Annotated in this window: 19 protein-coding genes and 1 pseudogene; 12 read left to right on the top strand and 8 right to left on the bottom strand. The window is 74.8% G+C overall.

The features are described from left to right. Positions 1-121: 121 nt before the first annotated feature. The 3 genes from QRN56_RS25790 to QRN56_RS25780 all read right to left on the bottom strand — a co-directional run bounded on the left by QRN56_RS25790 (position 122) and on the right by QRN56_RS25780 (position 3,432). Positions 122-1,462 (bottom strand): ABC transporter substrate-binding protein, encoded by a 1,341-nt coding sequence (locus QRN56_RS25790; protein ID WP_285108134.1) that lies wholly within the window; start codon positions 1,460-1,462, stop codon positions 122-124. Between the two features lie 86 nt (positions 1,463-1,548). Further along, positions 1,549-2,478 carry a carbohydrate ABC transporter permease gene (locus tag QRN56_RS25785; RefSeq protein ID WP_285108132.1) on the bottom strand — a complete coding sequence of 310 codons (930 nt, stop codon included), beginning with the start codon at positions 2,476-2,478 and terminating at the stop codon, positions 1,549-1,551. A gap of 3 nt (positions 2,479-2,481) precedes the next feature. Then, complete coding sequence (locus tag QRN56_RS25780) at positions 2,482-3,432, bottom strand: carbohydrate ABC transporter permease (RefSeq protein ID WP_502928840.1); 951 nt, start codon at positions 3,430-3,432, stop codon at positions 2,482-2,484. Positions 3,433-3,529: 97 nt separating this feature from the next. Between QRN56_RS25780 and QRN56_RS25775 the strand changes: the two genes are divergently transcribed. Together QRN56_RS25775 and QRN56_RS25770 are read left to right on the top strand one after the other, a co-directional pair. Then, on the top strand, positions 3,530-4,567 hold the full coding sequence (locus QRN56_RS25775) for a LacI family DNA-binding transcriptional regulator (RefSeq protein WP_285108127.1): 1,038 nt from the start codon (positions 3,530-3,532) through the stop codon (positions 4,565-4,567). Between the two features lie 292 nt (positions 4,568-4,859). Beyond that, positions 4,860-5,618, top strand: coding sequence for a phosphatase PAP2 family protein (locus QRN56_RS25770; RefSeq protein ID WP_285108126.1), 759 nt, complete (start codon positions 4,860-4,862; stop codon positions 5,616-5,618). A 44-nt stretch (positions 5,619-5,662) separates the two neighbouring features. Here the strand turns inward: QRN56_RS25770 and QRN56_RS25765 are convergent, their stop codons facing one another. Then, complete coding sequence (locus tag QRN56_RS25765; protein ID WP_285108124.1) at positions 5,663-7,279, bottom strand: glycerol-3-phosphate dehydrogenase/oxidase; 1,617 nt, start codon at positions 7,277-7,279, stop codon at positions 5,663-5,665. 59 nt (positions 7,280-7,338) lie between these two features. Continuing rightward, positions 7,339-7,983 carry a TetR/AcrR family transcriptional regulator gene (locus QRN56_RS25760; RefSeq protein ID WP_285108122.1) on the bottom strand — a complete coding sequence of 215 codons (645 nt, stop codon included), beginning with the start codon at positions 7,981-7,983 and terminating at the stop codon, positions 7,339-7,341. 90 nt (positions 7,984-8,073) lie between these two features. Between QRN56_RS25760 and QRN56_RS25755 the strand changes: the two genes are divergently transcribed. From QRN56_RS25755 to sigJ, 4 genes are all read left to right on the top strand, one after another. Continuing rightward, positions 8,074-9,705, top strand: coding sequence for an FAD-binding oxidoreductase (locus tag QRN56_RS25755; protein ID WP_285108120.1), 1,632 nt, complete (start codon positions 8,074-8,076; stop codon positions 9,703-9,705). Positions 9,706-9,714: 9 nt separating this feature from the next. Beyond that, entirely contained in the window at positions 9,715-10,686 is a 972-nt protein-coding gene (locus tag QRN56_RS25750; protein ID WP_285108117.1) for a diacylglycerol kinase family protein, read from the top strand. A gap of 297 nt (positions 10,687-10,983) precedes the next feature. Beyond that, positions 10,984-11,619 (top strand): carboxymuconolactone decarboxylase family protein, encoded by a 636-nt coding sequence (locus QRN56_RS25745; RefSeq protein ID WP_285108115.1) that lies wholly within the window; start codon positions 10,984-10,986, stop codon positions 11,617-11,619. Continuing rightward, positions 11,619-12,506, top strand: coding sequence for an RNA polymerase sigma factor SigJ (gene sigJ / locus QRN56_RS25740; protein WP_285108113.1), 888 nt, complete (start codon positions 11,619-11,621; stop codon positions 12,504-12,506). Before QRN56_RS25745 ends, sigJ begins: the two co-directional genes overlap by 1 nt. Positions 12,507-12,520: 14 nt before the next feature. Here sigJ and QRN56_RS25735 read toward each other — a convergent pair whose 3' ends face one another. Continuing rightward, the gene (locus QRN56_RS25735) at positions 12,521-13,282 is read right to left on the bottom strand and encodes an IclR family transcriptional regulator (RefSeq protein ID WP_285108112.1); all 762 of its coding nucleotides are present in this window, start codon (positions 13,280-13,282) and stop codon (positions 12,521-12,523) included. A gap of 336 nt (positions 13,283-13,618) precedes the next feature. Between QRN56_RS25735 and QRN56_RS25730 the strand changes: the two genes are divergently transcribed. The 5 genes from QRN56_RS25730 to QRN56_RS25710 all read left to right on the top strand — a co-directional run bounded on the left by QRN56_RS25730 (position 13,619) and on the right by QRN56_RS25710 (position 19,500). After that, entirely contained in the window at positions 13,619-14,917 is a 1,299-nt protein-coding gene (locus QRN56_RS25730; protein ID WP_285108110.1) for a cytochrome P450 family protein, read from the top strand. 79 nt (positions 14,918-14,996) lie between these two features. Further along, positions 14,997-16,592: a Re/Si-specific NAD(P)(+) transhydrogenase subunit alpha gene (locus tag QRN56_RS25725; RefSeq protein WP_285108108.1), complete on the top strand. Its 1,596-nt coding sequence runs from the start codon at positions 14,997-14,999 to the stop codon at positions 16,590-16,592. Beyond that, positions 16,589-18,025, top strand: coding sequence for a Re/Si-specific NAD(P)(+) transhydrogenase subunit beta (gene pntB, locus QRN56_RS25720; protein ID WP_285108107.1), 1,437 nt, complete (start codon positions 16,589-16,591; stop codon positions 18,023-18,025). Before QRN56_RS25725 ends, pntB begins: the two co-directional genes overlap by 4 nt. A 174-nt stretch (positions 18,026-18,199) precedes the next feature. Beyond that, entirely contained in the window at positions 18,200-18,610 is a 411-nt protein-coding gene (locus QRN56_RS25715; RefSeq protein ID WP_285108105.1) for a hypothetical protein, read from the top strand. Further along, on the top strand, positions 18,607-19,500 hold the full coding sequence (locus QRN56_RS25710; protein WP_285108103.1) for a ketopantoate reductase family protein: 894 nt from the start codon (positions 18,607-18,609) through the stop codon (positions 19,498-19,500). Before QRN56_RS25715 ends, QRN56_RS25710 begins: the two co-directional genes overlap by 4 nt. Before the next feature lie 18 nt (positions 19,501-19,518). Here the strand turns inward: QRN56_RS25710 and QRN56_RS25705 are convergent, their stop codons facing one another. After that, the gene (locus tag QRN56_RS25705; protein ID WP_285108102.1) at positions 19,519-20,985 is read right to left on the bottom strand and encodes a non-ribosomal peptide synthetase; all 1,467 of its coding nucleotides are present in this window, start codon (positions 20,983-20,985) and stop codon (positions 19,519-19,521) included. Positions 20,986-21,038: 53 nt separating this feature from the next. On the opposite strand from QRN56_RS25705, the gene QRN56_RS25700 reads away from it, so the two are divergent. Continuing rightward, positions 21,039-22,346, top strand: a complete 1,308-nt coding sequence (locus QRN56_RS25700) for a glycosyltransferase (protein WP_285108101.1) — start codon at positions 21,039-21,041, stop codon at positions 22,344-22,346. 35 nt (positions 22,347-22,381) lie between these two features. Here QRN56_RS25700 and QRN56_RS25695 read toward each other — a convergent pair. After that, positions 22,382-23,265 (bottom strand): annotated as a pseudogene (locus QRN56_RS25695) (hypothetical protein); the annotation flags it as partial.

Here is a 23,265-nt window from a genome sequence, read left to right as displayed (position 1 = left end):
GTGTGGTTCCTCGGGGGGTGCGGTCGTGCGGCAGAGGCACGAGGCGTGGGGGTTGGGTGGGGACACGGGACGACGGCGGGGGGAAGGCCCCCCGCCGTCGTCCGGTCAGCTCAGCCGCGGCTCACTCGGAGACGGTGAAGCCCTGCTCGTTGCCGTACTTGACGATCGACTCCTGCCAGGCGCCCAGGCCGTCGGTCAGCGGCGTCGAGCCCGTGTAGGCCTGGCCCACGGTGTCGGGGAAGATGCTGTTGGCGTAGACCTGGTAGGGCAGGTACTGCCAGCCGGGGACGACGCCGGTGGCCGACGCCGAGAGCACCTCGTTGATCTTCTGCCCGCCGAAGTACTCGGACTCCTCGGCGAGGAACTTCTCGTCGGTGAGGTCGGCGAGCGTCGCCGGGAAGTTGCCGCCCTCCAGGCGGGTGGCGACGCCGTCACCGGCGTTCGCGTACTGGAGGAACCCGTAGGCCAGCGCCTTCTTCTCGCTCGCCTGGGTGATCGACAGCGCGGAGCCGCCGTTCTCGGCGGTCTCGGTGGCGCCCGCCGTCCACTGCGGCATGGGCGCGACGCGCCAGTCGCCGGACGCCGGGGCGGCGCCGGACTCCAGGTTCGCGGGCATCCAGGCGCCCGTCACCAGGGCCGCGATCTCGCCGCTGCCCAGGCCCTGGAACCACTCGTCGGACCAGGCCGGCACGTCGGCGACGAGGTCGTCGTCGAGCAGCTGCTGCCACATCTCGGCGAACTTGGTCGAGCCCTCGTCGGCCAGGTCCACGGTCACGTCCGTGCCGTCCACCGCGAAGGGGTGGCCGCCGGCCTGCCAGATCATCGACGTCGCGAAGCCGGCGTCGCCGTTGTCCGCGGTGATGTACGTGTTCGGGTCGGACTCGTGGAGCTTCTTGGCGGCGTCGACGAACTCGTCCCACGTCGCCGGCACCTCGACGCCGGCCTTCTCGAACGTCTTCGCGTTGTAGAACAGGGCCATCGGGCCGGAGTCCATCGGCAGGCCGTACACGGCGTCACCGCTGGTCACGGCGCCCCACGGGCCGGGGGAGTAGGTGCCGTCGAGCTCGCTCGCACCGTACGGCGCGAGGTCGGCCAGCGACTCGCCGATGGAGAACTGCGGCAGGGCGTAGTACTCCATCTGCGCGACGTCGGGCACGCCCGAGCCCGCGCTGATCGCGTTCTGCAGGGCCACGTAGTGGTCGTTGCCGGTACCGACGTTCGCCAGCTCGACGTTCACGTTGGGGTACTCGGCCTCGAAGTCCTTGACGACCTGGTCCAGCGTGGGCTCCCAGGCCCAGACCAGCAGGTCGCCGCCCTCCTCGAGGGCCGCGGAGACGTCCTCGGGGGAGACGGTCTCCGCGGCGTCGCCGCCGTCGGACCCTGAACCGCACGCGGTCAGGGTGAGCGCCAGGGCGCTCGCCGCGGCGAGCACGCCCAGGGCGCGGTGGTGGCGGATGGTCATGGTGGTTCCTCTCACTTCATCGTCAGTCGGATCTGTCTGGGGGGAAGGCTCTGGGGAGCCGGGCGGCACGAGCCGCCCGGCTCGGGTCACTCCTTGACGCTGCCGGCGGCCAGACCCGACTGCCAGTAGCGCTGCAGGAGCAGGAAGGCCACGATCAGCGGCAGGATCGTCAGGAGCGAGCCGGCGATGACGAGGTTGAAGATGGCCTCGCCGCCCGCCGTCGTCGCCTGGGCGTTCCACGCGTTCAGGCCCAGCGTCAGCGGGTACCAGTCCGGGTCGCGCAGCATGATCAGCGGCAGGAAGTAGTTGTTCCACGTCGCCACCACGGTGAACAGCAGCACCGTGACGATGCCGGGGGCCATCATCGGCAGGCACACCTGGAAGAAGGTGCGGGCCTCGCTGGCGCCGTCGATCCGGGCGGCCTCCATGATCTCGTCGGGCACGGCGTCGGCCGCGAAGGTCCACATGAGGTAGAGCCCGAACGGCGAGATGAGCGACGGGATGATCACCGACCAGGGCGTGTTGGTCAGGCCGAGGTTGGCGAACATGAGGAACGTGGGCACCGCCAGGGCGGTGCCGGGCACGGCCACGGCGCCGATGACGACGGCGAACACGGCGCGCTTGCCGGGGAAGTCGAACTTGGCCAGGCCGTAGCCCCCGAGCAGGGCCAGCAGCGTGGCACCGCCCGCACCGACCACCACGTAGAGCAGCGTGTTGAGGAACCAGCGCCCGAAGACGCCGCCGTCGTAGGTCAGGACGCCGGTGATGTTGTCCCACAGGGCGAAGTCGCCGCTGAACCACAGGCCGAACGAGCTGAACAGGTCGGGCTGCGTCTTGGTCGCGTTGATCAGCAGCCACACCAGCGGGATCAGCGCGTACAGGCCGATCAGGGCGGTCAGCACCGTCAGCAGGACGCTGCGCGTGGGCCGGGCGTGCGAGGTGCGGCGGTTGTTGCGCAGGCGCGGAGGGGACTTGCGGGGGCGCACGGTGGGCGCGGTCATCAGGACGTTCGTCATGGCTCAGGCCTCCTTGCGCATGCCGCGCAGCTGCACCACGTAGGCCACGAGCATCGTGAGCACGCCCATGATGATCGCCACCGTGGCCGAGTAGTTGTACTGCTGGCCGGAGAAGGACAGCGAGTAGGCGTACAGGTTCGGGGTGTAGTGCGTCGAGATGTAGTTGGGCGACAGCGGCTGCAGGATGCTCGGCTCGTTGAAGAGCTGGAACGAGCCGATGATCGAGAAGATCGTCGCGACCACCAGGGCGCCGCGGATCGCGGGCAGCTTGATCGCCGAGATCACCCGCCACGGGCCGGCGCCGTCGATCTCCGCGGCCTCGTACAGCGAGGCGGGGACCACGCGCAGCGCCGAGTAGAAGATCAGCATGTTGTAGCCGACGAACTCCCAGGTCACGATGTTGCCGATCGCGGGGAGCACCAGTGCGGACGCCAGCGGGTCGGGGATGCTCGTGCCGAACAGGTCGTTGATGTTGCCGACCAGGCCGAACCGCTCGCCGTACATGAAGCCCCACATCAGGGCGGCGACGACGCCGGGCACGGCGTACGGCAGGAAGATCGTCAGGCGGAAGAAGTCGCGCCCGTACAGGCGGCCGCTGTCGATCGCGAGGGCGACCAGCAGCGAGATGCCGAGCATCACCGGTACCTGGACCAGCAGGAACAGCGTCACGCGGCCGGCGCCGTCCCAGAACTGCGGGTCGCTGAGCACCCGGGCGTAGTTGTCGAATCCTACGAACGACGTGCCGCCCACGAGCTGCGTCTGGAACAGGCTCAACCAGAGCGAGTAGACGATCGGCGCGAGGAAGACCAGGGCGAACACGGCCATGAAGGGTCCGACGAACCCCCATCCGGTCCAGCGGGAGCGGCGTCGTGCACGCCCCAGGGTCTTGGGCACGGCCGGCGGCGATGCGAGCGTGGTCAAGGGAAGTCGCTCCTTCACGAGTGAGGTCAGCATGTCGTCGTGTTGACGTAAACATGGTGACGCGGACTAGGGTGCTCGTGAGTTACCGGAGGTGTCAAGCGCACACCGGTGCGAGGCACATCACGAGGAGGTGGATGCCGTGGAGGGCAGAGGTCCGTCCCTGGGCGATGTCGCGGTGCTGGCGGGAGTGTCGACCCAGACCGTGTCCCGGGTGTCGATGGGGCTCGACAACGTGCGTCCCGCGACGCGGGACAAGGTGCTCGCCGCGATGGCGCAGCTCGGCTACGCCCCGAACACCGCGGCCCGGGCGCTGCGGTACGGGAGCTTCCGGACCATCGGCATGATCGCGCACGGGCTCGCCCGGACCGGCGAGTCGCGCACCATCGAGGCGGTGGTCGAGGCGGCGCGCAACGAGGGCTACACGGTCACGCTGATCGACGTCGAGAACCCGTCGTCCGACGTCGTCTCCGCCGCGGCGACCCGGCTCTCCCACCAGGCCATCGACGGGCTGGTGATCGTCCGGGCCGAGACCGTCACTCCTGACCGGCTCGCGCTGCCGTCCCGGCTGCCCGTGGTGGTGTCGGACTCGCGGTTCGTGGGCCACCACCCCGCCGTCGGCGCGGACCAGGTCGACGGCGCCCGGCAGGCCACCCAGCACCTCCTGGACCTGGGGCACCGCACGGTGCACCACGTGCGCGGGCCGGCCGGGTCGGCTCCCGCGCAGCTCCGTGAGGAGTCCTGGCGCGCCACGCTCGTCGCGGCCGGCCGCCCCGTCCCCGAGGTGGTGCCGGGGGACTGGACGGCGGGTTCCGGGTACGACGCCGGACGCCGCCTCGCCGCGGACCCCGGGGTCACCGCGGTGTTCTGCGCCAACGACGAGATGGCCGCGGGCGTGCTCCGCGCGCTGCACGAGGCCGGCCGCTCGGTGCCGGGCGACGTGTCCGTGGTGGGGTTCGACGGCATCCTGCTGGCCGAGTACCTCTGGCCGCCGCTGACGACGGTGGTGCAGGACTTCGGCGAGATCGGCCGGCGCCTGGTGGCCCGGCTGGTGAGCGAGGTCCGGGCCGGTGCGGGTGGTGCCGACGGTCACGGCGAGGATGCCGACCTGCACGAGGTGGTCCCGGTGGAGCTCAAGATCCGCGAGAGCACGGCGCCGCCGCGGGCGTGAGCCGGCGCCGGCGGGTGAACGTCGAGGTGACGCTGAGCACGTCCGTCGTGTCCGCGACGCGGCGGGACGAGCGGTCGTGACGGGCCCCGGCGGGCCGGCGTCGTCGGGCCGCGTGCGCCTGGCCTGGGACGCTGTCCCAGGCGGACGGTATACGGTCACCCCTGGGTCGGTGTGACCGTGCCGGGATCGTTACCCGGAGCCCCTGCCGGACACGTATCCGGCACCGAACATTCACCCCGAAACCCGTAGGATCGGCTCGATGGCGCAATCAGAGGGCAGGGGTGTTACCCGAGTGGAGTCACACACGACAGGGGCTCTGCTCGACCCGTCGACCCGTCCGACCTGGCGCAGCTCCGTGGTCGCCGCCGTCATCGCCGTGCTGGTCTTCGCCCTCTGCATCTGGCAGGTCGTCGTCCGCGGGCCGTTCATCGCCTGGGACTGGCAGTTCCACTACTACGTGGACTCCCACCACCCCGTGGGCTGGGAGAAGATCTTCCTCGACATCGTCGCGAGCATCACGGGCGAGCGCATGTTCACCATCCCGATGGTGGGCGGCACGGCCCTGTACGTGGCCCGCAAGCAGGGCGGCCCGGGCTCGCTCCGGGAGATCGGCACGCGCCGCCCGGTGCTCGCCGTGGTGGCGGGCCTCGCGACCATCGCGCTGATCGGCTACGGCACCAAGTTCGGCCTGGGGCGGACCGGCCCCCACCACAACATGGACGTGCTGCACGCCGGTGGCCAGGCGTTCCCGTCGGGGCACGCGGCGAACACGTTCTTCACCGGCTTCTTCATCCTGTGCCTGCTGTTCACCCAGAACGGCCTGTATCCGAGCGTGTCCCGGCTGCGCAAGATGATCCCCGTGGTCGCCGTGATCGTGATGATCGCGGGCGCCCTCATGTCCTGGCTGGACTACCACTGGCTGAGCGACATCCCGGGCGGCTGGCTGCTCGGGTTCATCGCCTGCATGGTGGCGCTCTCCGTGCTGCGCGCCCCGCGCCGGGAACGAGAACCCGCGCCCGCGCCGCCGGGTGCGCCCGCGCCCCCGGCCTAGGACCGCGCCTGTCGGTCGGGGCCGCGCCTTCGCGGCGGGGCGGCTCAGATCCGCTTCAGCGCGTCCTCGACCAGCTCCCCGACGACGTCGCCCACCGCGGCCCGGTCCGCCGGCACCAGCCCGATCCGGGTCCGACGGTCCAGCACGTCGTCCGCGTCGAGCGCGCCCTCGTGGGTGACCGCCCACTCGATCTCGGCGCGCGTGACGTCCAGGTGCCCGGTGCCCGGGATGCCCTGCCCGACGACGTCCGACGCGCCCGGCAGCGCGGCGGCGGCCAGCACGTCGGGGGCCTCGGCGCCGTAGCGCGCGACGAGGGCGGGGGCGAGGGGCGGGGGCGCGACCTGCGTGGCCCGCGCCCCCGCCCGCGCCAGGGCATCGGCCGGCGGCACCGCCCGCGGCGGCGCGCCGACCAGGGGCAGGTCCGCCGTCCAGCACGGCCCCGCGGTGAGCCCGGCGTGCTTGACGGCCAGGTCGACGGCGTCCTCGGCCATGGTCCGGTAGGTCGTCAGCTTGCCGCCCAGCACGTTCACCGCGCCCGTCGCGGAGGAGACCGCCACGAGGTGCCTGCGGGAGACGTCGGACGAGCCGAGCCCCGGGCCGTCGCCCGGCCCGGCGGAGTCCACGAGGGGCCGCAGCCCGGCGAAGGCGCCCACGACGTCGTCGGGCAGCAGGGGGTGGTCCAGCACGCGGGAGACCGTGGCCAGCAGGAAGTCGATCTCGGGCCGTGTGGGCACGGGCACGTCCGGGACGGGGCCGGGGGCCTCCTCGTCGGTGAGGCCGATGATCACGCGCCCGAGCTGGGCCGGCAGCGCGAACACGAACCGGGAGGCGGACCCGGGCACCGGCACCATGAGGGCGCCCGCCGGGTCGCCCAGCCGCGCGGCGGGCACCACGACGTGCGTGCCGCGGCTCGGCCGCAGGCGCACCGACGGGTCCACGGTCCCGGCCCACACGCCCGTGGCGTTCACGACGACGCGGGCCCGCACCCGCAGACCGGCGCCGGTCAGCGTGTCCTGGAGGGTCGCGCCGTCCCCGTGCAGCTCCGTGGCCCGGACGCGCGTCAGGATCCGCGCCCCGCGCCCGGCGGCAGTGCGCGCCAGGGCGACGACGAGCCGCGCGTCGTCGACGAGCTGGCCGTCGTGCGCCACCCACGCCCCGTGCAGGTGCTCGCGCGCGACCGCCGGCACGAGCCGGGCGGCCTCGCCCGGCCGGGCCAGGCGCGGCGCGGGCAGCACGTCCGACGACGTCCCGGCGTCGCGCCGCAGCAGGTCGCCCAGCCCGAACCCGATGCCCGCCGTGAGGCCCTGCCGCGGCCCCACGCCCTGGGTGAGCGGCAGCACCTGCGGCAGCGCCCGGACCAGGTGCGGCGCGGTGCGGGTCATCAGCACGTGCCGTTCGCGCGCGCTCTCGCGGGCCACGCCGACGTCGCCCGTGGCCAGGTACCGCAGGCCTCCGTGCGCCAGCTTGGAGCTCCACCGGGAGGTGCCCCACGCCAGGTCCCGCGCCTCGACGAGGGCGACCGACAGGCCGCGCGCCGCGGCGTCCAGCGCCACGCCGGCGCCGGTCACCCCGCCGCCGACCACGAGCAGGTCCACCGGCTCGGAGGCGAGCTCGTCGAGCTCGCGCTCGCGGCGCCGGGCGGTGAGGGCGGTGCGCTGCATCGTTCTGCTCCCTGGTCGGGTCGGCTTCTGGGGTGGCGGACGCCGGGCCGGCGCGCCGGTCAGGGGCGGAGGTACCCGTCCAGGGAGTGCGCGAGCTCGGCCCGCAGGGCGGCGTCGTCGATCACGGTGGTGACGGTCCGGTGCGAGAGCACCGCCGACTGGGAGATCAGCAGGACCATGACCGCCATGTCCGTGGCGGACCCGGCCCGGACCGTGCCGCCCCGCTGGGCCGCCGCGACCGCGGCGGCGAGCCACTCGAGGATCACGCGCTGCGACCGGCCGATCCGCTCGAAGGCGTACCGCGTGAAGACCTCGGGCTCCTCGGTCAGGAGGTGCCCGTAGACCGGGTCGGCCCGCAGCAGCTCGCCGAACCGCACCACCTTGTCGACGATCGTCGCGCGGTCGGCGGCCCGGGGACCGACGGCGGTGATCACGAGCTGGGCGCGGTGCGCGAGCAGGGCGCGCAGCACGTCGTCGGCGGACTCCCACCGGCGGTAGACCGTGGGCCGCGAGACGCCGGCCGCGCGGGCGAGCTCCGTGACGGACAGGCCGCGGGTGCCGCGCGTGGCGACGAGCCGGGCGGCGGCCTCCAGCAGGCGCGCCTCGGTGCGGTCGGGGGCGGCGTCGGGGTCGCCGCCCGGGCCGTCGCCGAACGCGTCCGGTGCGGGCGAGATCCCCTCGGGGAGTGCATTACGAATTGTCATCTTGTGTAACACTGTAACGCGACGCCGGTCGGTGGCCAACACCGGACGCCGTCGACCACGACATGGCCGTCGACACGACACGGAGGACGCGTGAGCACGCTGCCGGAGAAGCCGCCGCAGGACGAGCGCATCGACATGCGGTGGGACGGCTGGGGCGACCCGGCCCGCGCCCACGGGCTGCCGGGCGGCGTGAAGCTCCTGCTCACGGCCGTGCTCGGCCGCACGCCCGCCCCGCCGCCCGGCCCGGACCTCGCCGACGTCACGATCAGCACCCCGCCCCTGCCCGGGGACGACGTCGCGGCGCTCGCCGCGGTCGTCGGCGCCGAGCACGTGGACACCGGCCACGACGTACGGCTGCTGCACGCGGGCGGCAAGTCCACGCCGGACCTGCTGCGGCGCCGGCACGCGGAGCAGGCGGCGCCGGGCGCCGTGGTGCGGCCCGGCTCGGAGGACGACGTCGCCGCCGTGCTGGCCGTCGCGGTGGGGCGCGGCCTCGCCGTCGTGCCGTTCGGCGGCGGCACCGCCGTGACCGGCGGCCTGACGCCGGACGCCGGGACGCACCGGGGCGTGGTCAGCCTCGACCTGCGCCGGCTCACCGGCCTGGTCGCCCTGGACGACGTCTCCCACGAGGCGACCTTCCACGCCGGCACGACGGCGCCCGCCGCCGAGGCCGCGCTGGCCCGCCGGGGCTTCGAGCTGGGGCACTTTCCGCAGAGCTTCGAGTTCGCGACCCTCGGCGGGTTCGCCGCCATGCGCTCCTCCGGCCAGAACTCCGCCGGGTACGGGCGGTTCGACGCCATGGTGACCGGCCTGCGCGTGGTCACGCCCACGGGCACGCTCGACCTGGGCCGGGCGCCCGGCTCGGCGGCCGGGCCCGACCTGGTGCGCTGGTTCCTCGGCTCGGAGGGCACGTTCGGCGTGATCACCCGGGTGCGCCTGCGGGTGCACCCCGCGCCCGAGGCGCGCCTCTTCGACGCCTGGACCTTCCGCGACTTCGCCGCGGGCGCCGACGGCCTGCGCCGCGTGGCGCAGCTCGGCACGGGCCCCACGGTGATCCGCCTGTCCGACGAGGAGGAGACCGCCGTCTCCCTGGCCCAGGTCGGCAACATCGGCAAGGCGCTGACCCGGGGCTGCTCCGCCGTCGTGCTGCACGAGGGGCCCGCGGACCTCGCCGCCGCGCGCCGGGAGGCCACCACGCGCGTGCTGCGCGAGGCGGGCGGCCGGCCCGCCGCCGAGAAGCTCGCCGCGTCCTGGGACCACGGCCGGTTCCGGGCGCCGTACCTGCGCGACGCGCTGCTCGCCGCCGGCGTCTTCTGCGAGACGCTGGAGACCGCCACCACCTGGTCGAACCTGCGCGCGCTCAAGGCGGCCGTCACCGCGGCGCTGGCCGAGGGGTTCGACCGGGAGCACGCGAAGCACCGCATCCTGTGCCACATCTCGCACGTCTACCCGACGGGCGCCTCGCTGTACTTCACGGTGATCGCCGGGCTGGGTACCGACCCGCTGGAGCCGTGGGACCGGGTCAAGTCCGGCGTGAACGACGCGATCATGGCGGCGGGCGGCACCATCAGCCACCACCACGGCGTCGGCGCCGACCACGCGCCCTGGCTGGAGCAGGAGATCGGGGCGACGGGCCTGCGCATGCTCCGTGCGGTGCGGGCCGAGCTGGACCCGGCCGGGATCATGAACCCGGGCGCCCTGCTCGGAGACACCCTCGGATAGGTTGCGGCCATGACTGAGCAGGTCGGGCACATCGCGGTGCTCGTGAACCCCGCCTCGGGCCACGGTGTCGGGGCGGACAGCGGGCACGTCGCCGTCGACCGGCTGCGGGCCCGGGGCGCACACGTCAAGGTCTACCAGGGCGCGGACGAGCGCGAGACCGTCGAGCTCGGGCGGCAGGCCGTCGACGAGCGGCCCGACGTCGTCGTCGTGGTCGGCGGCGACGGCACGGTCTCGTCGGTGCTGGGGCCTGTGCTGGCCTCGGGCATCCCGCTGGCCGTGATCCCCGGCGGCACGGGCAACGACCTGGCCCGCGAGCACGGCATCCCGCTGGACGACGCCGCGGCCGCCGCCGACCTCGCGCTCGACGGCGCCCGCCGCCGCGTCGACACGGGCACCGTCACGGCCGCCGACGGCACGGTGCGGCACTTCGTCACCGTGCTGTGCGCGGGCCTGGACTCGCGCACCAACGAGCGCACCAACCGGATGACGTGGCCCCGGGGGCCCGCCCGGTACCTGGCCGCCGTCTACATCGAGTGGCTACGGCTGCGGCGGTTCGGGTACCGGCTGGAGCTGACGGGGGAGCCGGGCCCTGGTGCGGCCGCGCCGGACCTGCCCGCGCCGGGCGGGGCACCGGCGTCCGGCCTGCGGGTGCTGGAGCAGGACGGGTACATGCTCGCGATCGGTCTGACCAGGACCTACGGCGGCGGCGTGCCGATCTGCCCCGGCGCGGACCCGGCCGACGGCCTGCTCGACGTCACGCTCGTCCAGGCGATGGGCCGGTTCCGGCTCCTCGCGTTCGACTCGCTGATCAAGGCCGGCACGCACGTCGAGCGGCCGGAGGTCACGACGCTGCGCGCGACCGCCGTCCGCCTGACGGCTCCCGAGGGCCTGGTCACGTACGCGGACGGCGAGCCCATGGGCCCGGTCCCGGTGACGGTGGCGGCCCACCGCGAGTCGCTGACCCTCTGCGTCCCGGCCTGACGCGGTGCCGTCCGGCCTGCCCGCCGACGTCGTTCCGGTCGGGCTGCCCTCGCAGCTCCTCTTTGAGGCCTAAGTTTCTTCGCTTTGAGGCAGCTCAAAGCGAAGAAAGTCGGGCCTCGAAGAGAACCTCCGACGGCGGGGCGACGGCGGGGCGACGGCGGGCCGACAGTGGGCCGACAGCGGCCGGCCTGCGGGCCGGCGGCGGGCTGTGACCTGGGTCACCGTCCGGCGATGTCACGTCCGCCGCTCGGGCGGTGTCTGGATGGGTCCTAGCCGAGCCGTCGAACGGAGCCGATCATGTCCAGCACGCCGAGGAGCACCGGGCGCAGCGCCGACAGCACCGGGCGCAGCATCAGTACCCGGGTCGGCGGCGTCCTGCCGCGCACCCTGACCAACCGGGCCATGGCCGCGTTCTCCCGCCTGCGGTACGGCGCGGTGCTCGACCCGCTGGTCGCCGTCGGGCACCACGGGAAGGTGACCCACACGTACGCCCTGACCGAGCTCGGCGTGGGCGGCTGGAAGGCGCTCGACCCGGGCCTGAAGTCACTGGCCGTCATGGCCACGTCCGTCCAGATCGGCTGCACGTGGTGCGTGGACTTCGGGTACTGGGAGGCGCAGCATCAGCACATGGACCCCTCGAAGCTGCACGACGTCCCCGTCTGGCGGACGAGCGAGCGCTTCACCGACCTGGAGCGCGACGTGCTGGCGCTCGCGGAGGCCGAGACGGCCACGCCGCCCACCGTCGACGACGAGCTGGCCGCGCGCCTGACCGACGCCCTCGGGCAGGAGGCGTTCACCGAGCTCGTCGCGATCGTGGCCGTGGAGAACCTGCGCAGCCGGATCAACGCCGCGATGGGGCTGAGCGCGCAGGGCTTCAGCGACCGGTGCGAGGTGCCGATGGGCGGTCCGCTCGCCCAGGTGGGTGAGGGCTAGTGGGGGACGACGCCACCCTGGCCTTCACCGACAACCGCCGTCTCCTGTTCACCGTCGCCTACGAGATGCTCGGCGCGGCCGCCGACGCCGAGGACGTGGTGCAGGAGGCCTGGCTGCGCTGGTCGGCGAAGGACCGCTCCGACGTCCTCGACCCGCGGGCCTATCTGGTGCGGATCACCACGCGCCTCGCGCTGAACCGGCTGCGCACGCTGCGCCGGGTGCGCGAGACGTACGTGGGGCCGTGGCTGCCCGACCCGATCCTCACCACGCCCGACGCCGCCCTGCCGGTCGAGCGCGCCGAGGAGGTGTCGCTGGCGCTGCTCGTGGTGCTGGAGACGCTGTCGCCCGTGGAGCGCGCGGTGTTCGTGCTGCGCGAGGTGTTCGACCTGCCCTACCAGGAGATCGCCGGGGCGCTCGACCGCGAGGTCGCCACCGTGCGGCAGACCGCCCACCGGGCCCGCGAGCACGTGCGCGCCCGGCGGCCGCGGTACACGCCCGCGGGACCCCAGCACGCCGAGGCGACCGAACGGTTTCTCACGGCGTGCTTCACCGGCGACGTCGCGGGCGTGCTCGCGGCGCTCGCCCCCGAGGTGGAGCTCGTGACCGACGGCGGCGGCGTCGTCCGCGCCGCGCGCCGGATCATCCGCGGAGCCGACAAGGTCTCGCGCGCCCTGGTCGCCTTCGCCGGTGACACGACCGTGGGGTGCATGGAGTGGGTCCCCGTGGAGATCAACGGGGCGTCGGGCATGCTCGCGCTGCTCGACGGCGCGCCCGCCATGGCGACCGTCGCCGAGTACGGCACCGGCGACCAGGACGGCCTGCTGGCGCGCGTCATGGTGTTCCGCAATCCGGAGCGCCTGGCCGGCCTACGCCGGCAGCCGGGCTGAGTAGCCCGCGGGGGTCAGGCCCCCGCGAGGTCTCCCGCCACCAGGCTCAGCTCCCGGCGGGCGTGCGGCGGCACCACCTCGCCCGGGATGCTCAGCCCGACGGCCCACGTCGTGTCGTCACCCGCACGGCGGGGGACGAGATGGGCGGCGCAGGCGATGTCGTTGCGGAACTCCCCGTGCTCCTCGACGACGGCGTCGGGGCGCAGGCGGGCGAGCTGGGCGTCGAGCGCCGTCATGTCGGCCGCGGTCCGCGGCGTGAACTTGCGCATCCCGGCGTCGACCACCAGCTCGTGGCGCTCGCGGCGGGACATGCCCAGCAGCAGCGCCTTGCCGAGCGCGGTGGCGTGCGCCGAGACGTCGAGCCCGCGCTCCAGGTCCTCGATGTACGGGGAGCCGGGGGCCTCCGCGTAGTCGACCACGACCACCCGGCCCGCGCTGATGCGGCCCAGGTACGCGCTGTAGCCGCTGCTCTGCGCGAGGTGGCGCAGCACCTCGCGGGTGTCGGGGCCGCGGCCGAGCGAGCCGAGCTGCTCGTAGAACCGGTGGCTCACCTGCTCGCCGACGTCGTAGGTGCCGTCCTTGAGCCGGGTCACGTAGCCCTCGTAGGCGAGCGTGCGCACGAGGTGGTACGTCGTGGAGAGGTTGAGGCCGCTGCGGCGTGCGATCGCCTTGACGGGCAGGCCCGGAAAGCGGGTGACGACCTCGAGGACACGGAAGGCGCGGGCAACGCTCTGTACCAGGTCGTCCGGGCGCTCCCGCTCGGAGTCCAGTGTCACGTGTCCCCCTTGCTCGTCGGAGGAGGCCGACGGTACCTGTGTGACGCTGCCTTTCGACTGTGCTCTGTCGAGGGTGAACGTGGTCCGGGAAGACTCGACAGGGTGGTTCGAGGGTGCAACAGTTTGTCTGCCCTCGCAGACATGGTAGCCACGGGTGTGGCCGAGGTCACGGTACAAGACGGCAACGTGGGTGGGTTCACCCTGGGCGATCGAGGACGACTGCACAGATACGGTGAATCAATGAAAATACACGAACTGGGTGATATCCGACAAGTCCCCCCGAGGCATCCGAGCCGTCCGCGCGGGCCGGAGCCGTCCCGCGAGAGGCCCGCAACCGTGCTCGACGACCTGTCCGACACCCAGGACCACCGCCCCTGGCGAGGCACGCGGCCGCTGCGGCTCGACGCCGTCACGCACCTGACGCCGCTGGTCCGGGCGTCGGGGCTGGCCGACCCGCGCGAGCTCTACGACGAGCTCGAGGCGCAGTGGGGCGAGGTGGCCCCGGTCGAGCTGGAGCCCGGGGTGCCCGCGTGGCTGGTCATGGGGCAGCGGCTCGTCTACGACATCATGCGCAACGAGCACGTGTTCGCCACCGACCCGCAGCTCTGGAACGGGCACGCGCGCGGCGGTCTGTCGCGGACGTCGGGCCTGCGCCCCGTGCTCACGTCGCACCAGCGGTTCTCCGCCAACCACGCCGACGGCGCCCTCCGGCAGCGCCTGCGCGTGCCCCTCGACGACGCGTTCGAGCAGCTCTCCGAGCCGCTCACGGCGGCGAAGGTGCGGTCCTTCTGCAACCTGCTCATCGACCGCTTCGAGGACCGCGGCCGCGCGGACCTGATGCTGGAGTACGCGTCGGTGATCCCGCTCCTCGTGGTCGCCGACATGATCGGCCTCGACCCGGAGGACGGGCAGCGCCTGTTCGACCTGACGCGCCGGATGGCCGGGGGTGGCACCGACTCCGCCGACGCCGTGCACGAGATGGACCGGATGCTCGGCGACCTCGTGGCGGTGCGCCGGGAGCACCCGCGGCGCGACCTGGCGAGCTCGCTGGTGGCCCACCCGAACATGCGGGACGACGTCGAGGTCACCCACACCCTGCTCGCCGTGGCCTACTCGGGCAACCTGACGCTGACCGCCTGGGTGGCGCAGACCCTGCTGCTGACCCTGGCGGACGCGCGGTTCTCGGGGCGGCTGCACGGCGGCCGCATCGACCTGGACAGCGCGATGGACGAGGTGCTGTGGCGCTCCACGCCGACGATCCACAGCCTGCCCCGCTTCGCCCGGCAGGACGTCGTGCTCGACGACAAGCTCGTCGCGGCGGGCGACCCGCTCGTCCTGGCGATCCACGCGGCGAACACGGACCCGCGCATGGACACCGGCGACCCGTGGGACCACGTGGGCAGCCGGGCCCACGTCTCCTTCGGCACCGGCCCGCACGCGTGCCCGGCGCCCCGCACGGCGCGCGTGATCGCGCGGATCGCCGTCGAGACGGTGCTGCGCCGCCTGGAGGTCGTGCTGCGGATCCCCGCCGCCGACGTCACGTGGGACCGGTCGCTGTGGATGCGCCAGCCGGTGAGCATCCCGGTCACCTTCCCGGTGCGGGTCGAGAAGGCCACCCCCGCCGAGCAGGCATAGCACGCGACCCCTGCGCAGGTGGTAGTGCCCGGGCCGGGCGTCGCGGAGGTAGGTTGCGCCTGTGAGCAAGGAGGGTCACATGCGCATCGGCATACCGGACGACGGCGGGCCGCTCGTGCCCGCCACCCCCGCGACCGCCGGCCGGCTGGTCGGCCTGGGCTACGACGTGGTCGTGGCGGCGGGAGCGGGCGCGGGGGCGGGCTTCCCCGACGCCGCCTACGCGGCCGCGGGAGCCGCCGTGGTGCCCGGCGGCGAGGCGTGGGCCGCCGACGTCGTGGCGGTCACCCGGGCGCCGGAGCACCTCACCGCGCCCGGCCCGGCGGCGCTGCGGCCCGGGGCGGTGCTGATCGCCCAGATCGCGCCCGCCGCCCGGCCGGACCTGGTGCGCGAGCTCGCGGCCCGCGGCGTCACCGCCCTGGCGCTCGACGCCGTGCCGCGCATCTCCCGCGCGCAGTCGCTCGACGTGCTGAGCGCGCTGTCGAACGTCGCGGGGTACCGGGCCGTCGTCGAGGCCGCCGCCGAGTTCGGCGGCATGTTCTCCGGCCAGGTCACGGCGGCGGGCACCACCCCGCCCGCGAACGTCTTCGTCATCGGCGCCGGCGTGGCCGGCCTCGCGGCCATCGGCGCGGCCGGCAGCCTCGGCGCGCAGGTGCGCGCCTTCGACGTGCGCCCCGAGGTGGCGGAGCAGATCGAGTCCATGGGCGCCACGGTGGTCCGGGCCGACGACGCCGCGCAGCAGGTCAGCGCCGACGGGTACGCCCAGGCCCTGACGGCCGACCAGGAGGCGGCGGCCCTGCGGGCGTACGCCGTCGAGACGGCGCGGGCCGACATCGTCGTCACCACCGCGCTGGTGCGCGGGACCGCGCCCACCACGATCACGGCCGAGATGGTCGCGCGGATGCGGCCCGGCGGCGTGGTCGTCGACCTCGCCGCGCCCGGCGGCGGCAACTGCGAGCTGACCGTGCCGGGGGAGCGCGTGGTCAGCGACAACGGCGTCGTGGTCCTGGGATACACCGACCTGCCCGACCGCATGCCCCGGCACACCTCGGAGCTGCTCGGCACGGCCGTCGCCAACCTCGTCCAGCTCGGCACGCCGGAACGCGACGGCCGCCTCGCGCTCGACCCGGACGACGTCGTCGTGCGCGGCATGACCGTCGCCGCCGGCGGCGAGGTGCTGTGGCCGCCGCCCCCGGTGGCGGTGTCGGCGCCCGCCGCGCCCGTGCCGTCGGCCGAGGAGCCGGGCGAGCCCGCCGGGACCCCGGCCCGGGCGGCGGGCGGGGCTCGGGCGGCCGGCGGGGCGCGCCCCGCGCCGTCGTTCGCGCGCTGGGTGCTGGTCGCCCTCGGCGCCGTGCTGGCGGCGCTGGCCGTGGCGGCCTCCCCGCCGGACCAGGCGGCCCACTTCACCGTGCTGGCGCTGGCCGTGGTGGTCGGGTTCTACGTGATCTCGCACGTCAGCCACGCCCTGCACACTCCGCTCATGTCCCAGACCAACGCGATCTCCGGGATCATCCTCGTGGGCGGGATGCTCCAGATCGGCTCGGCGGACCCGGTGGTGACCACGCTGGCCGTGCTGGCCTCGGCGGTCGCGAGCATCAACATCTTCGGCGGGTTCCTCGTGACCCACCGCATGCTCGGCATGTTCCACCACAGCCCGGGCGAGGGGGACCGCCGATGAGCGTCGAGTCGGTGGTCCAGGCCGTGTACCTGGTCGCGGCGGTGCTGTTCGTGCTGTCGCTCGCCGGGCTGTCGAAGCAGGAGACGGCGCGGCGCGGTGTGCTGCTCGGCATGACCGGCATGGGGCTCGCGCTGGTGGCGACCGTCGCGCTGGCCCTGGACCGGTCCGAGCGGCCGGTGGGCGTGACGGCCGGGCTGATCCTGCTCGTGCTCCTGGTGGGCGCGGCGGTCGGCACCTGGCGGGCGCGGACCGTCGAGATGACCCAGATGCCCGAGCTCATCGCGCTGCTGCACTCGTTCGTCGGCGCGGCAGCCGTGCTGGTGGGTTTCGGCTCCTACCTGACCGACCCCGGGTCGGCCGGGTCCGATGGCACGGCCGGGGCGGACGGCGCCGGGGCCACCGTGCACCTGGTCGAGGTGTTCCTGGGCGTGCTGATCGGCGCCGTGACGTTCACGGGTTCCGTGGTGGCCTTCGGCAAGCTGTCGGCCCGGCTCCGCTCCTCGCCCCTGCTGCTGCCGGGCCGCAACTGGCTCAACCTCGCCGCCCTCCTGGCCTGCGGGGGACTGCTCTGGTGGTTCCTCACGGCGGGGGAGTCCGGCCTGGTGCCGCTGCTGCTCATGACCGTGGTCGCGCTGGCTCTCGGCTGGCACCTGGTGGCGGCGATCGGCGGCGGCGACATGCCCGTCGTCGTCTCGATGCTCAACTCCTACTCCGGGTGGGCGGCCGCCGCGGCGGGGTTCATGCTGGGCAACGACCTGCTCATCATCACGGGCGCGCTGGTCGGGTCCTCGGGTGCGATCCTCAGCTACCTCATGTGCCGCGCGATGAACCGGTCGTTCGTGAGCGTGATCCTGGGCGGGTTCGGCGCCGAGCCCGGGGTCGTCGCGCAGGGCGCCCCGGCCGAGCAGGGCACCTACCGGGAGACGACGGCGCTGGAGGTCGCCGACCGCCTGACCGCCGCCCGGTCGGTGATCGTGGTGCCGGGCTACGGCATGGCGGTGGCGAAGGCCCAGTACCCGGTCGCGGACCTCGTCGCCCGGCTCACGGCGCGCGGCACCACCGTGCGGTTCGGCATCCACCCCGTGGCCGGCCGGCTGCCGGGCCACATGAACGTGCTGCTCGCCGAGGCGAAGGTGCCCTACGACCAGGTGCTGGGCATGGACGAGATCAACGACGACTTCGCCACGACCGACGTCGTGCTGGTGATCGGGGCCAACGACACCGTGAACCCGGCCGCCCAGGACGACCCGGCCTCGCCCATCGCGGGCATGCCCGTCCTGGAGGTGTGGCAGGCTCGGGAGGTGGTGGTCTTCAAGCGGTCGATGGCCACGGGCTACGCGGGCGTGCAGAACCCGTTGTTCTTCCGCGAGAACACCGCGATGCTGTTCGGGGACGCGAAGGACCAGGTGGAGCTGATCGTCCAGGCCCTCTGACGGCGTCGGGCACCCTGGTTCCGGCCTGCGCCTTTTGCATTCCGGTGGTCATGTGTGGGTGAATTGAGGGTGACGCGCTCACACCGCGCGGTAACGAGTTGGTATAAAGGGGCGCGCCAGGAAAGTCCGGCGTAGTTCCCTCAGTGCGGAGGCCGAGTGTTGACACGCTCTCTCGTGACCGGAACGGCCGCGATCGTGGGGTTCCTGGTGCTTGTGGCGACCACCGAGCTCTTCTGGTTCGGGCCTCCGTCCGGCGCGCACAACGCCGGCGAGATCTTCGCCTCCGTCGGCGGTGCCACCCTCACCGTCCTCACCTGGGCGGTCGTCGGCTGGTCCGTCGCCCGGATCGCCCGCGCCCTGCGCCTGGCCCGCATCTCCGTGCTCGTGGGCATGGTGGCCCCGGTCGGCGCGATCATCGCCTTCACCCTCTCGGTCGACCTGGACGCGTGGTCCACCGGCTTCGGTGTGCTGGCGTTCGCGGCGGCGTCCGCGGGCGTGCTGGTGACGATCCGCCGTCGCAAGGCGGCCCGCCCCACCGCGATCCCCGGGTCGAAGGGGCACCCTCCGGTGCGGATGGCCGCGTGAGCGACGCGCCGGTCGCGGTGGTCGGCCCCGGCGCGATCGGCGGTCTCATGGCCGCCCTCATGCAGCGCGCGGGGCACGACGTCACGGTCGTCGCGCGCGAGCGGACCGCCGCGCACATCGCCGAGCACGGGCTCGACGTCGTCTCCGACCTCTTCGGGAGCTGGCACGCGCCCCTGGCGGCGTCCACCACGGTGCCGCCGGGCGCGCGCGTGCTCGTCGCGGTCAAGTCGGACGGCGTGGCCGCCGCGGCGGACCTGCTGCGTGCGGCCGACCCGGTCGAGGTGATCGCGCTGCTCAACGGCGTCGAGCACATGGTGCCGCTGCGTGCGGCGGCTCCGGGTGCGGCCGTGTTCGGCGCGACGATCGCGGGCCAGACGCGACGCACGCCCGCCGAGGGCCCCGGCCCGGCGACCGTCACCCACTCGTTCGACCTGCTCACGGTCGTGGTGCCCGACGCCGCCGCCGACCTCGGCCTGACCGCCGCCCTCCGGGACACCGGGGCCGTGCTGCAGACCGGCGGCACCGAGGCCGAGGTGCTCTGGAAGAAGCTGCGGTTCCTCGCCGCCCTGTCGCTGCTGACCTCCACGTGGAAGACCGGGATCGCCGACGCGCTGGACCGCGACCCGGCGCTCACCGCCGGGCTCCTGGACGAGATCGCCGCCGTCGCCTCCGCCGAGGGCGTGCCCTCCACGGGTGCGGACCTGCGCGGCCTGCTGGCCGGGATGCCGCCGCTGACCGTCGGCTCGCTGGAGGCCGACCTGTCGGCGGGGCGGCCCGGCGAGCTCGACGCGATCGGGGGAGCGATCCTGCGCGCGGGCGCACGCCGCGGGATCGTGATGCCGGTGCTCACCGCGACGGTGGACAAGCTGGCGGCATCGGTCGGCCGCTAGGCCCGGCCTCGAAGGGGCTCACCAGAACCGGACCGGCAGCCGGTGCCGCGCGTACACGCTCTCGACCGCCGCGCGCACCTGCGCGGGGGTGCCCAGCCGCTCGTCGTCCAGCCCGAGCACCGCCAGCGTCGCGATGCCGTTGTGCTCGGACCACCAGGAGTCCAGGCCACCGCGCATCTGCCGCAGCCGCCCGCGCGTGAGCCCCTGCGTCACGCCGCGCATGAGCACGCCGGAGGCGGGCGTGCCGAGCGGCGCGGCGAACGCCGTCGGCAGCCGGCCCAGGTTCGAGGCCAGGCACAGCGGCGCGGTGCCGTCGCGCGCCGCCAGCTTCGCGACGGCGTCCGGCACCATCTGCATGAGCGGCTTGAGCGGGCCCAGGGTGTCCACCCGCGTGCCGGAGGTCAGTGCCGCGAACTCGGCCTTGGAGCGGGCCCGGATCTGCGCCATGTCGGCCACCACGCCGGCCCGCTCGGGTGCCGGCGTCACGGTGGTGTCCACGGCGATGGACACCCCGGACGTCGCGTTGGACCGCAGGTCGCCCGGCTGCCGCAGGCTCACGGGCAGCGACACGCGCACCGGCATGCCCGCGCTCGCGGCGCCCGCGGCGAGCAGGATCTCCGTGCACACCGCGATGAGCAGGCTGTTCGCCGTGCCCCCCGCGGCATGGGCCGCGCGGTGCCAGGTGGAGGCGTCCGTGTCCACGACGACGATCGGTGGGTGGGCGAGCTCGGCGTCGTCGGGCCGCGGGGCGGGCCGGGGCCGGTCCCCGGACTGCTGCGCCATGAGCGGCGGTACCGGTCCCTGCCGCGCCATCCGGCGCAGGCCGCCCACGGCGGCGCGCGCCTGGTAGGTCGCGTCGCGCAGGTCGGCCACGAGGCCCGTGCGGATCCGCTCGCCCTCCTTGGGCAGGCGCCGGCTGTCGGACGACGGCGCGCCCTCGGCGTACCCGCCCGCGAAGGCACCCCGCGCCGCGGCTGCCGCGACGGCCGCCTCCAGGGCGCCCACGTGCATCCCGCCGTCGGCCACCACGTGCGAGGTGACGAGGCTGAGCAGGCTCCCGCCGCTCGTCGTCGGCGCGGCGGACAGCGCCCAGGTGGGACCGTGCTCCGGGTCCAGGCTCACCTGGGCCTGCTCGTCCGCCCAGGCGAGCACGTAGGCCTCGGGCACCGGCGCGGACCCGATGAGCAGGTCGGGCAGCCTGGTGGACGCCGACCACCGCGCGCGGGCGCCCGGGAGCCGGCCGGGCCGCACCACGCGCTGCAGCGGACCCTCGGCCAGCCCGCGGTGCAGGGCGCGCAGCGCGTCGAGGTCGAGCGGCGCGGGCAGCCGCCAGACGGTCTGGTTGACCACGGCCACGCCGAGCACCCGGCGGGTGCGCAGGAACAGGTCGTCGTCGTAGGTCAGGCGGTTGCTCGCGGCGGGGGAGCTCGTGGTCGGCGGGATGGCGGGCGGGATGGCGGGCGGGCTGGTCACAGGGCTGGTCACTGGTTCTCCGGTGCCGGGCGGGCGGGTGGTCGGCGGGCGTGTAGGTTGCGCGCGTGCGTCATGTCATGGCCCTGGTGGGCAGTCGAGGAGATGTCCAGCCGGCTCTCGCGGTCGCCCTGGAGCTGCGCCGGCGCGGGCACGAGGTGGTCACCGGCGTGGCGCCGAACCTCGTGCCGCTGGCCGGCCGGCTGGGCCTGGACCCGGTGCCGCTCGGCATCGACTCCGCGGCCCTCCTGGGGTCCGACCTGGTGCGGCGCGACATGCGGTCCGCGCACCCGGTGCGCCGGGTGCGGGCGCTGCGTGCCGTGGCGTCGGCCGGCTGGGACGAGCTCCGCACCGGCCTGCTGGCACTGCTCGACGACGTCGGCGGCGCGGACACCGTGGTGACGGGCCTGCTGGGCCAGGAGGTGGCCGCCGCGGTGGCCGAGCGGCGGGGCCTGGCCATGGCGGCGCTGCACTACTGCCCGGTGCGGGCCAACGGCGTGGTGTCGCCCGTGAGCGGCGTGCGCGGACCGGGCGCGACCCGCGCCGTCTGGGCGCTGGGGGAGCGGGTGCGCTGGGGCCTGACCCGCCGGGCGGAGAACGCCCAGCGCGCCGAGCTCGGGCTCGGCGGCACGCGCGTGCACCTGCCCACCCGGCTGCGCGACGCCGGGGCGGTGGAGGTCCAGGCCTACGACCCGGCGCTCGCGCCCGGGCTCGCCGACGAGTGGGGGTCGGGCCGCCCGCTGACGGGCTTCCTCGCCCTGGACGACGACGCCCGCGCCCGGCTCGGGGAGGCCGGCGCGGGGTCGGGCGGCGGCCTCGACGCGGGGCTCGACGGGTGGCTGGACGACGGCGAGCCGCCCGTCTACGTGGGCTTCGGCTCCATGCCGGTGGCGGACCCGGCCGCGCTGGTCGCCGCCGTCGACGCCGCGTGCGCCGACCTCGGGGTGCGGGCGCTGGTCAGCGCGGGCTGGAACGACTTCTCGGGGGCTGCCGGCCCCGGGCCCGACGCGAAGCGCGTGCGCGTGGTCGGCGCCGTCGACCACGCGGCGGTGCTGCCCCGCTGTCGGGCGGCCGTGCACCACGGCGGTGCCGGGACGACGGCGGCGGCGCTGCGGGCGGGCCTGCCCGCCGTCGTCGGCTGGTACTCCGCGGACCAGCCGATGTGGGGCGACCTGCTGCGCGGCGCGGGCGTCGGCGTGGCCCGCCGCGCGAGCACGCTGACGCGGCCCGGCGTGCTCGCGGGCGCGCTGGCCGAGGTGCTCGACGACGCCACCGCGGCCCGCGCCGCCGCGCTCGGGGCGCGGCTGGTGCCCGCGGACCGGGCGGTCGCGGCGGCGGCGGACGCGTTGACCCGGCTGTCGGACGACCGGGCCTGAGCCGGCGTCGTCCCCGCAGCGCCACGTGCGGCCTCTCACCACGGGGCCGCCGGCAGCTTCCAGGCCTCGGCCTCGGCCAGCACCAGGCGGCGCAGGGTGTCGGCGTCGGCCACGCGGTCGGGGTCGAGTGCGGCGACGCTGAGCGTCGTCGTGCGGCCCGCCGTGGTGCAGAAGGCGACCAGCCCGCCACCCGCGGCGCGCAGCTCGGCGGCGGACGCGCCCTGGTAGTGCGACAGCGTGGCGACGGCGCGGACCGGGCCGCCCGCCGCCTGCGTGTAGCCCTCGGGCGGGCGGCCCAGGTTGGACGCCAGCGCGGCGGCGACCGGCGGCTGCGGCAGGCGGCTGACCAGGGTGTCCGGCAGCATCTGCACCAGCTCGAGCGGCACCGGGGCCACCCCGGGCTCCGCCTGCCCGACGGCGGTGTACGCCTCCTTGGCCGCCGCCCGGACCCAGCCGAGGTCGCGGTGGGCCAGCACGTCGGCGGGGATGGTGACGCGTGCGATCTTGGTCGAGTTGGCCCGCGGGTCGTCGGCGCCGCGGGTCGAGACCGGCAGCGCCACGGGCACGGGCTCGCCCGGGAACCGGCCGGTGGCGTGCACCAGGCGGGCGAGGAACGCGACGAACCAGGTGTTGGGCGTGCCGCCGTGGGCGGCGGCGGCCTGGGTCACCTGGTCGGCCGGGAGCTCGACGTGCAGCACGGGCACGCGCCAGCCGGCGTCGTCGGCGGGCGCGGGAGCCGGGCGTGCCGGGTCCGGCACCCCGGCGGGAACGCCGGGAGCGGGCTCGTCCGGCGGGGGCGGCACGGGCTCGTGCCGCGTGCCCGGCGCCCCGGCCTCGATCTGCGGGGCGGCCTCCTGCGCGGCGGCCTGCGCCTTCGCCCGGGCCTTGTCCCGGGCCCAGCGCGCGACGGCGGCGGCCT

Source organism: Promicromonospora sp. MEB111 (genome assembly GCF_030209445.1).
Classification (GTDB): domain Bacteria; phylum Actinomycetota; class Actinomycetes; order Actinomycetales; family Cellulomonadaceae; genus Promicromonospora.
This window is presented reverse-complemented; position numbering and strand designations above follow the sequence as displayed.

Coding starts and splice junctions, on each gene's coding strand:
- QRN56_RS25760 (WP_285108122.1), bottom strand. CDS start 7,983: ATGACAATTCGTAATGCACTCCCCGAGGGGATCTCGCCCGCACCGGAC.
- QRN56_RS25725 (WP_285108108.1), top strand. CDS start 14,997: ATGCGCATCGGCATACCGGACGACGGCGGGCCGCTCGTGCCCGCCACC.
- QRN56_RS25750 (WP_285108117.1), top strand. CDS start 9,715: ATGACTGAGCAGGTCGGGCACATCGCGGTGCTCGTGAACCCCGCCTCG.
- QRN56_RS25780 (WP_502928840.1), bottom strand. CDS start 3,432: ATGCTGACCTCACTCGTGAAGGAGCGACTTCCCTTGACCACGCTCGCA.
- pntB (WP_285108107.1), top strand. CDS start 16,589: ATGAGCGTCGAGTCGGTGGTCCAGGCCGTGTACCTGGTCGCGGCGGTG.
- QRN56_RS25765 (WP_285108124.1), bottom strand. CDS start 7,279: ATGCAGCGCACCGCCCTCACCGCCCGGCGCCGCGAGCGCGAGCTCGAC.
- QRN56_RS25790 (WP_285108134.1), bottom strand. CDS start 1,462: ATGACCATCCGCCACCACCGCGCCCTGGGCGTGCTCGCCGCGGCGAGC.
- QRN56_RS25785 (WP_285108132.1), bottom strand. CDS start 2,478: ATGACGAACGTCCTGATGACCGCGCCCACCGTGCGCCCCCGCAAGTCC.
- QRN56_RS25745 (WP_285108115.1), top strand. CDS start 10,984: ATGTCCAGCACGCCGAGGAGCACCGGGCGCAGCGCCGACAGCACCGGG.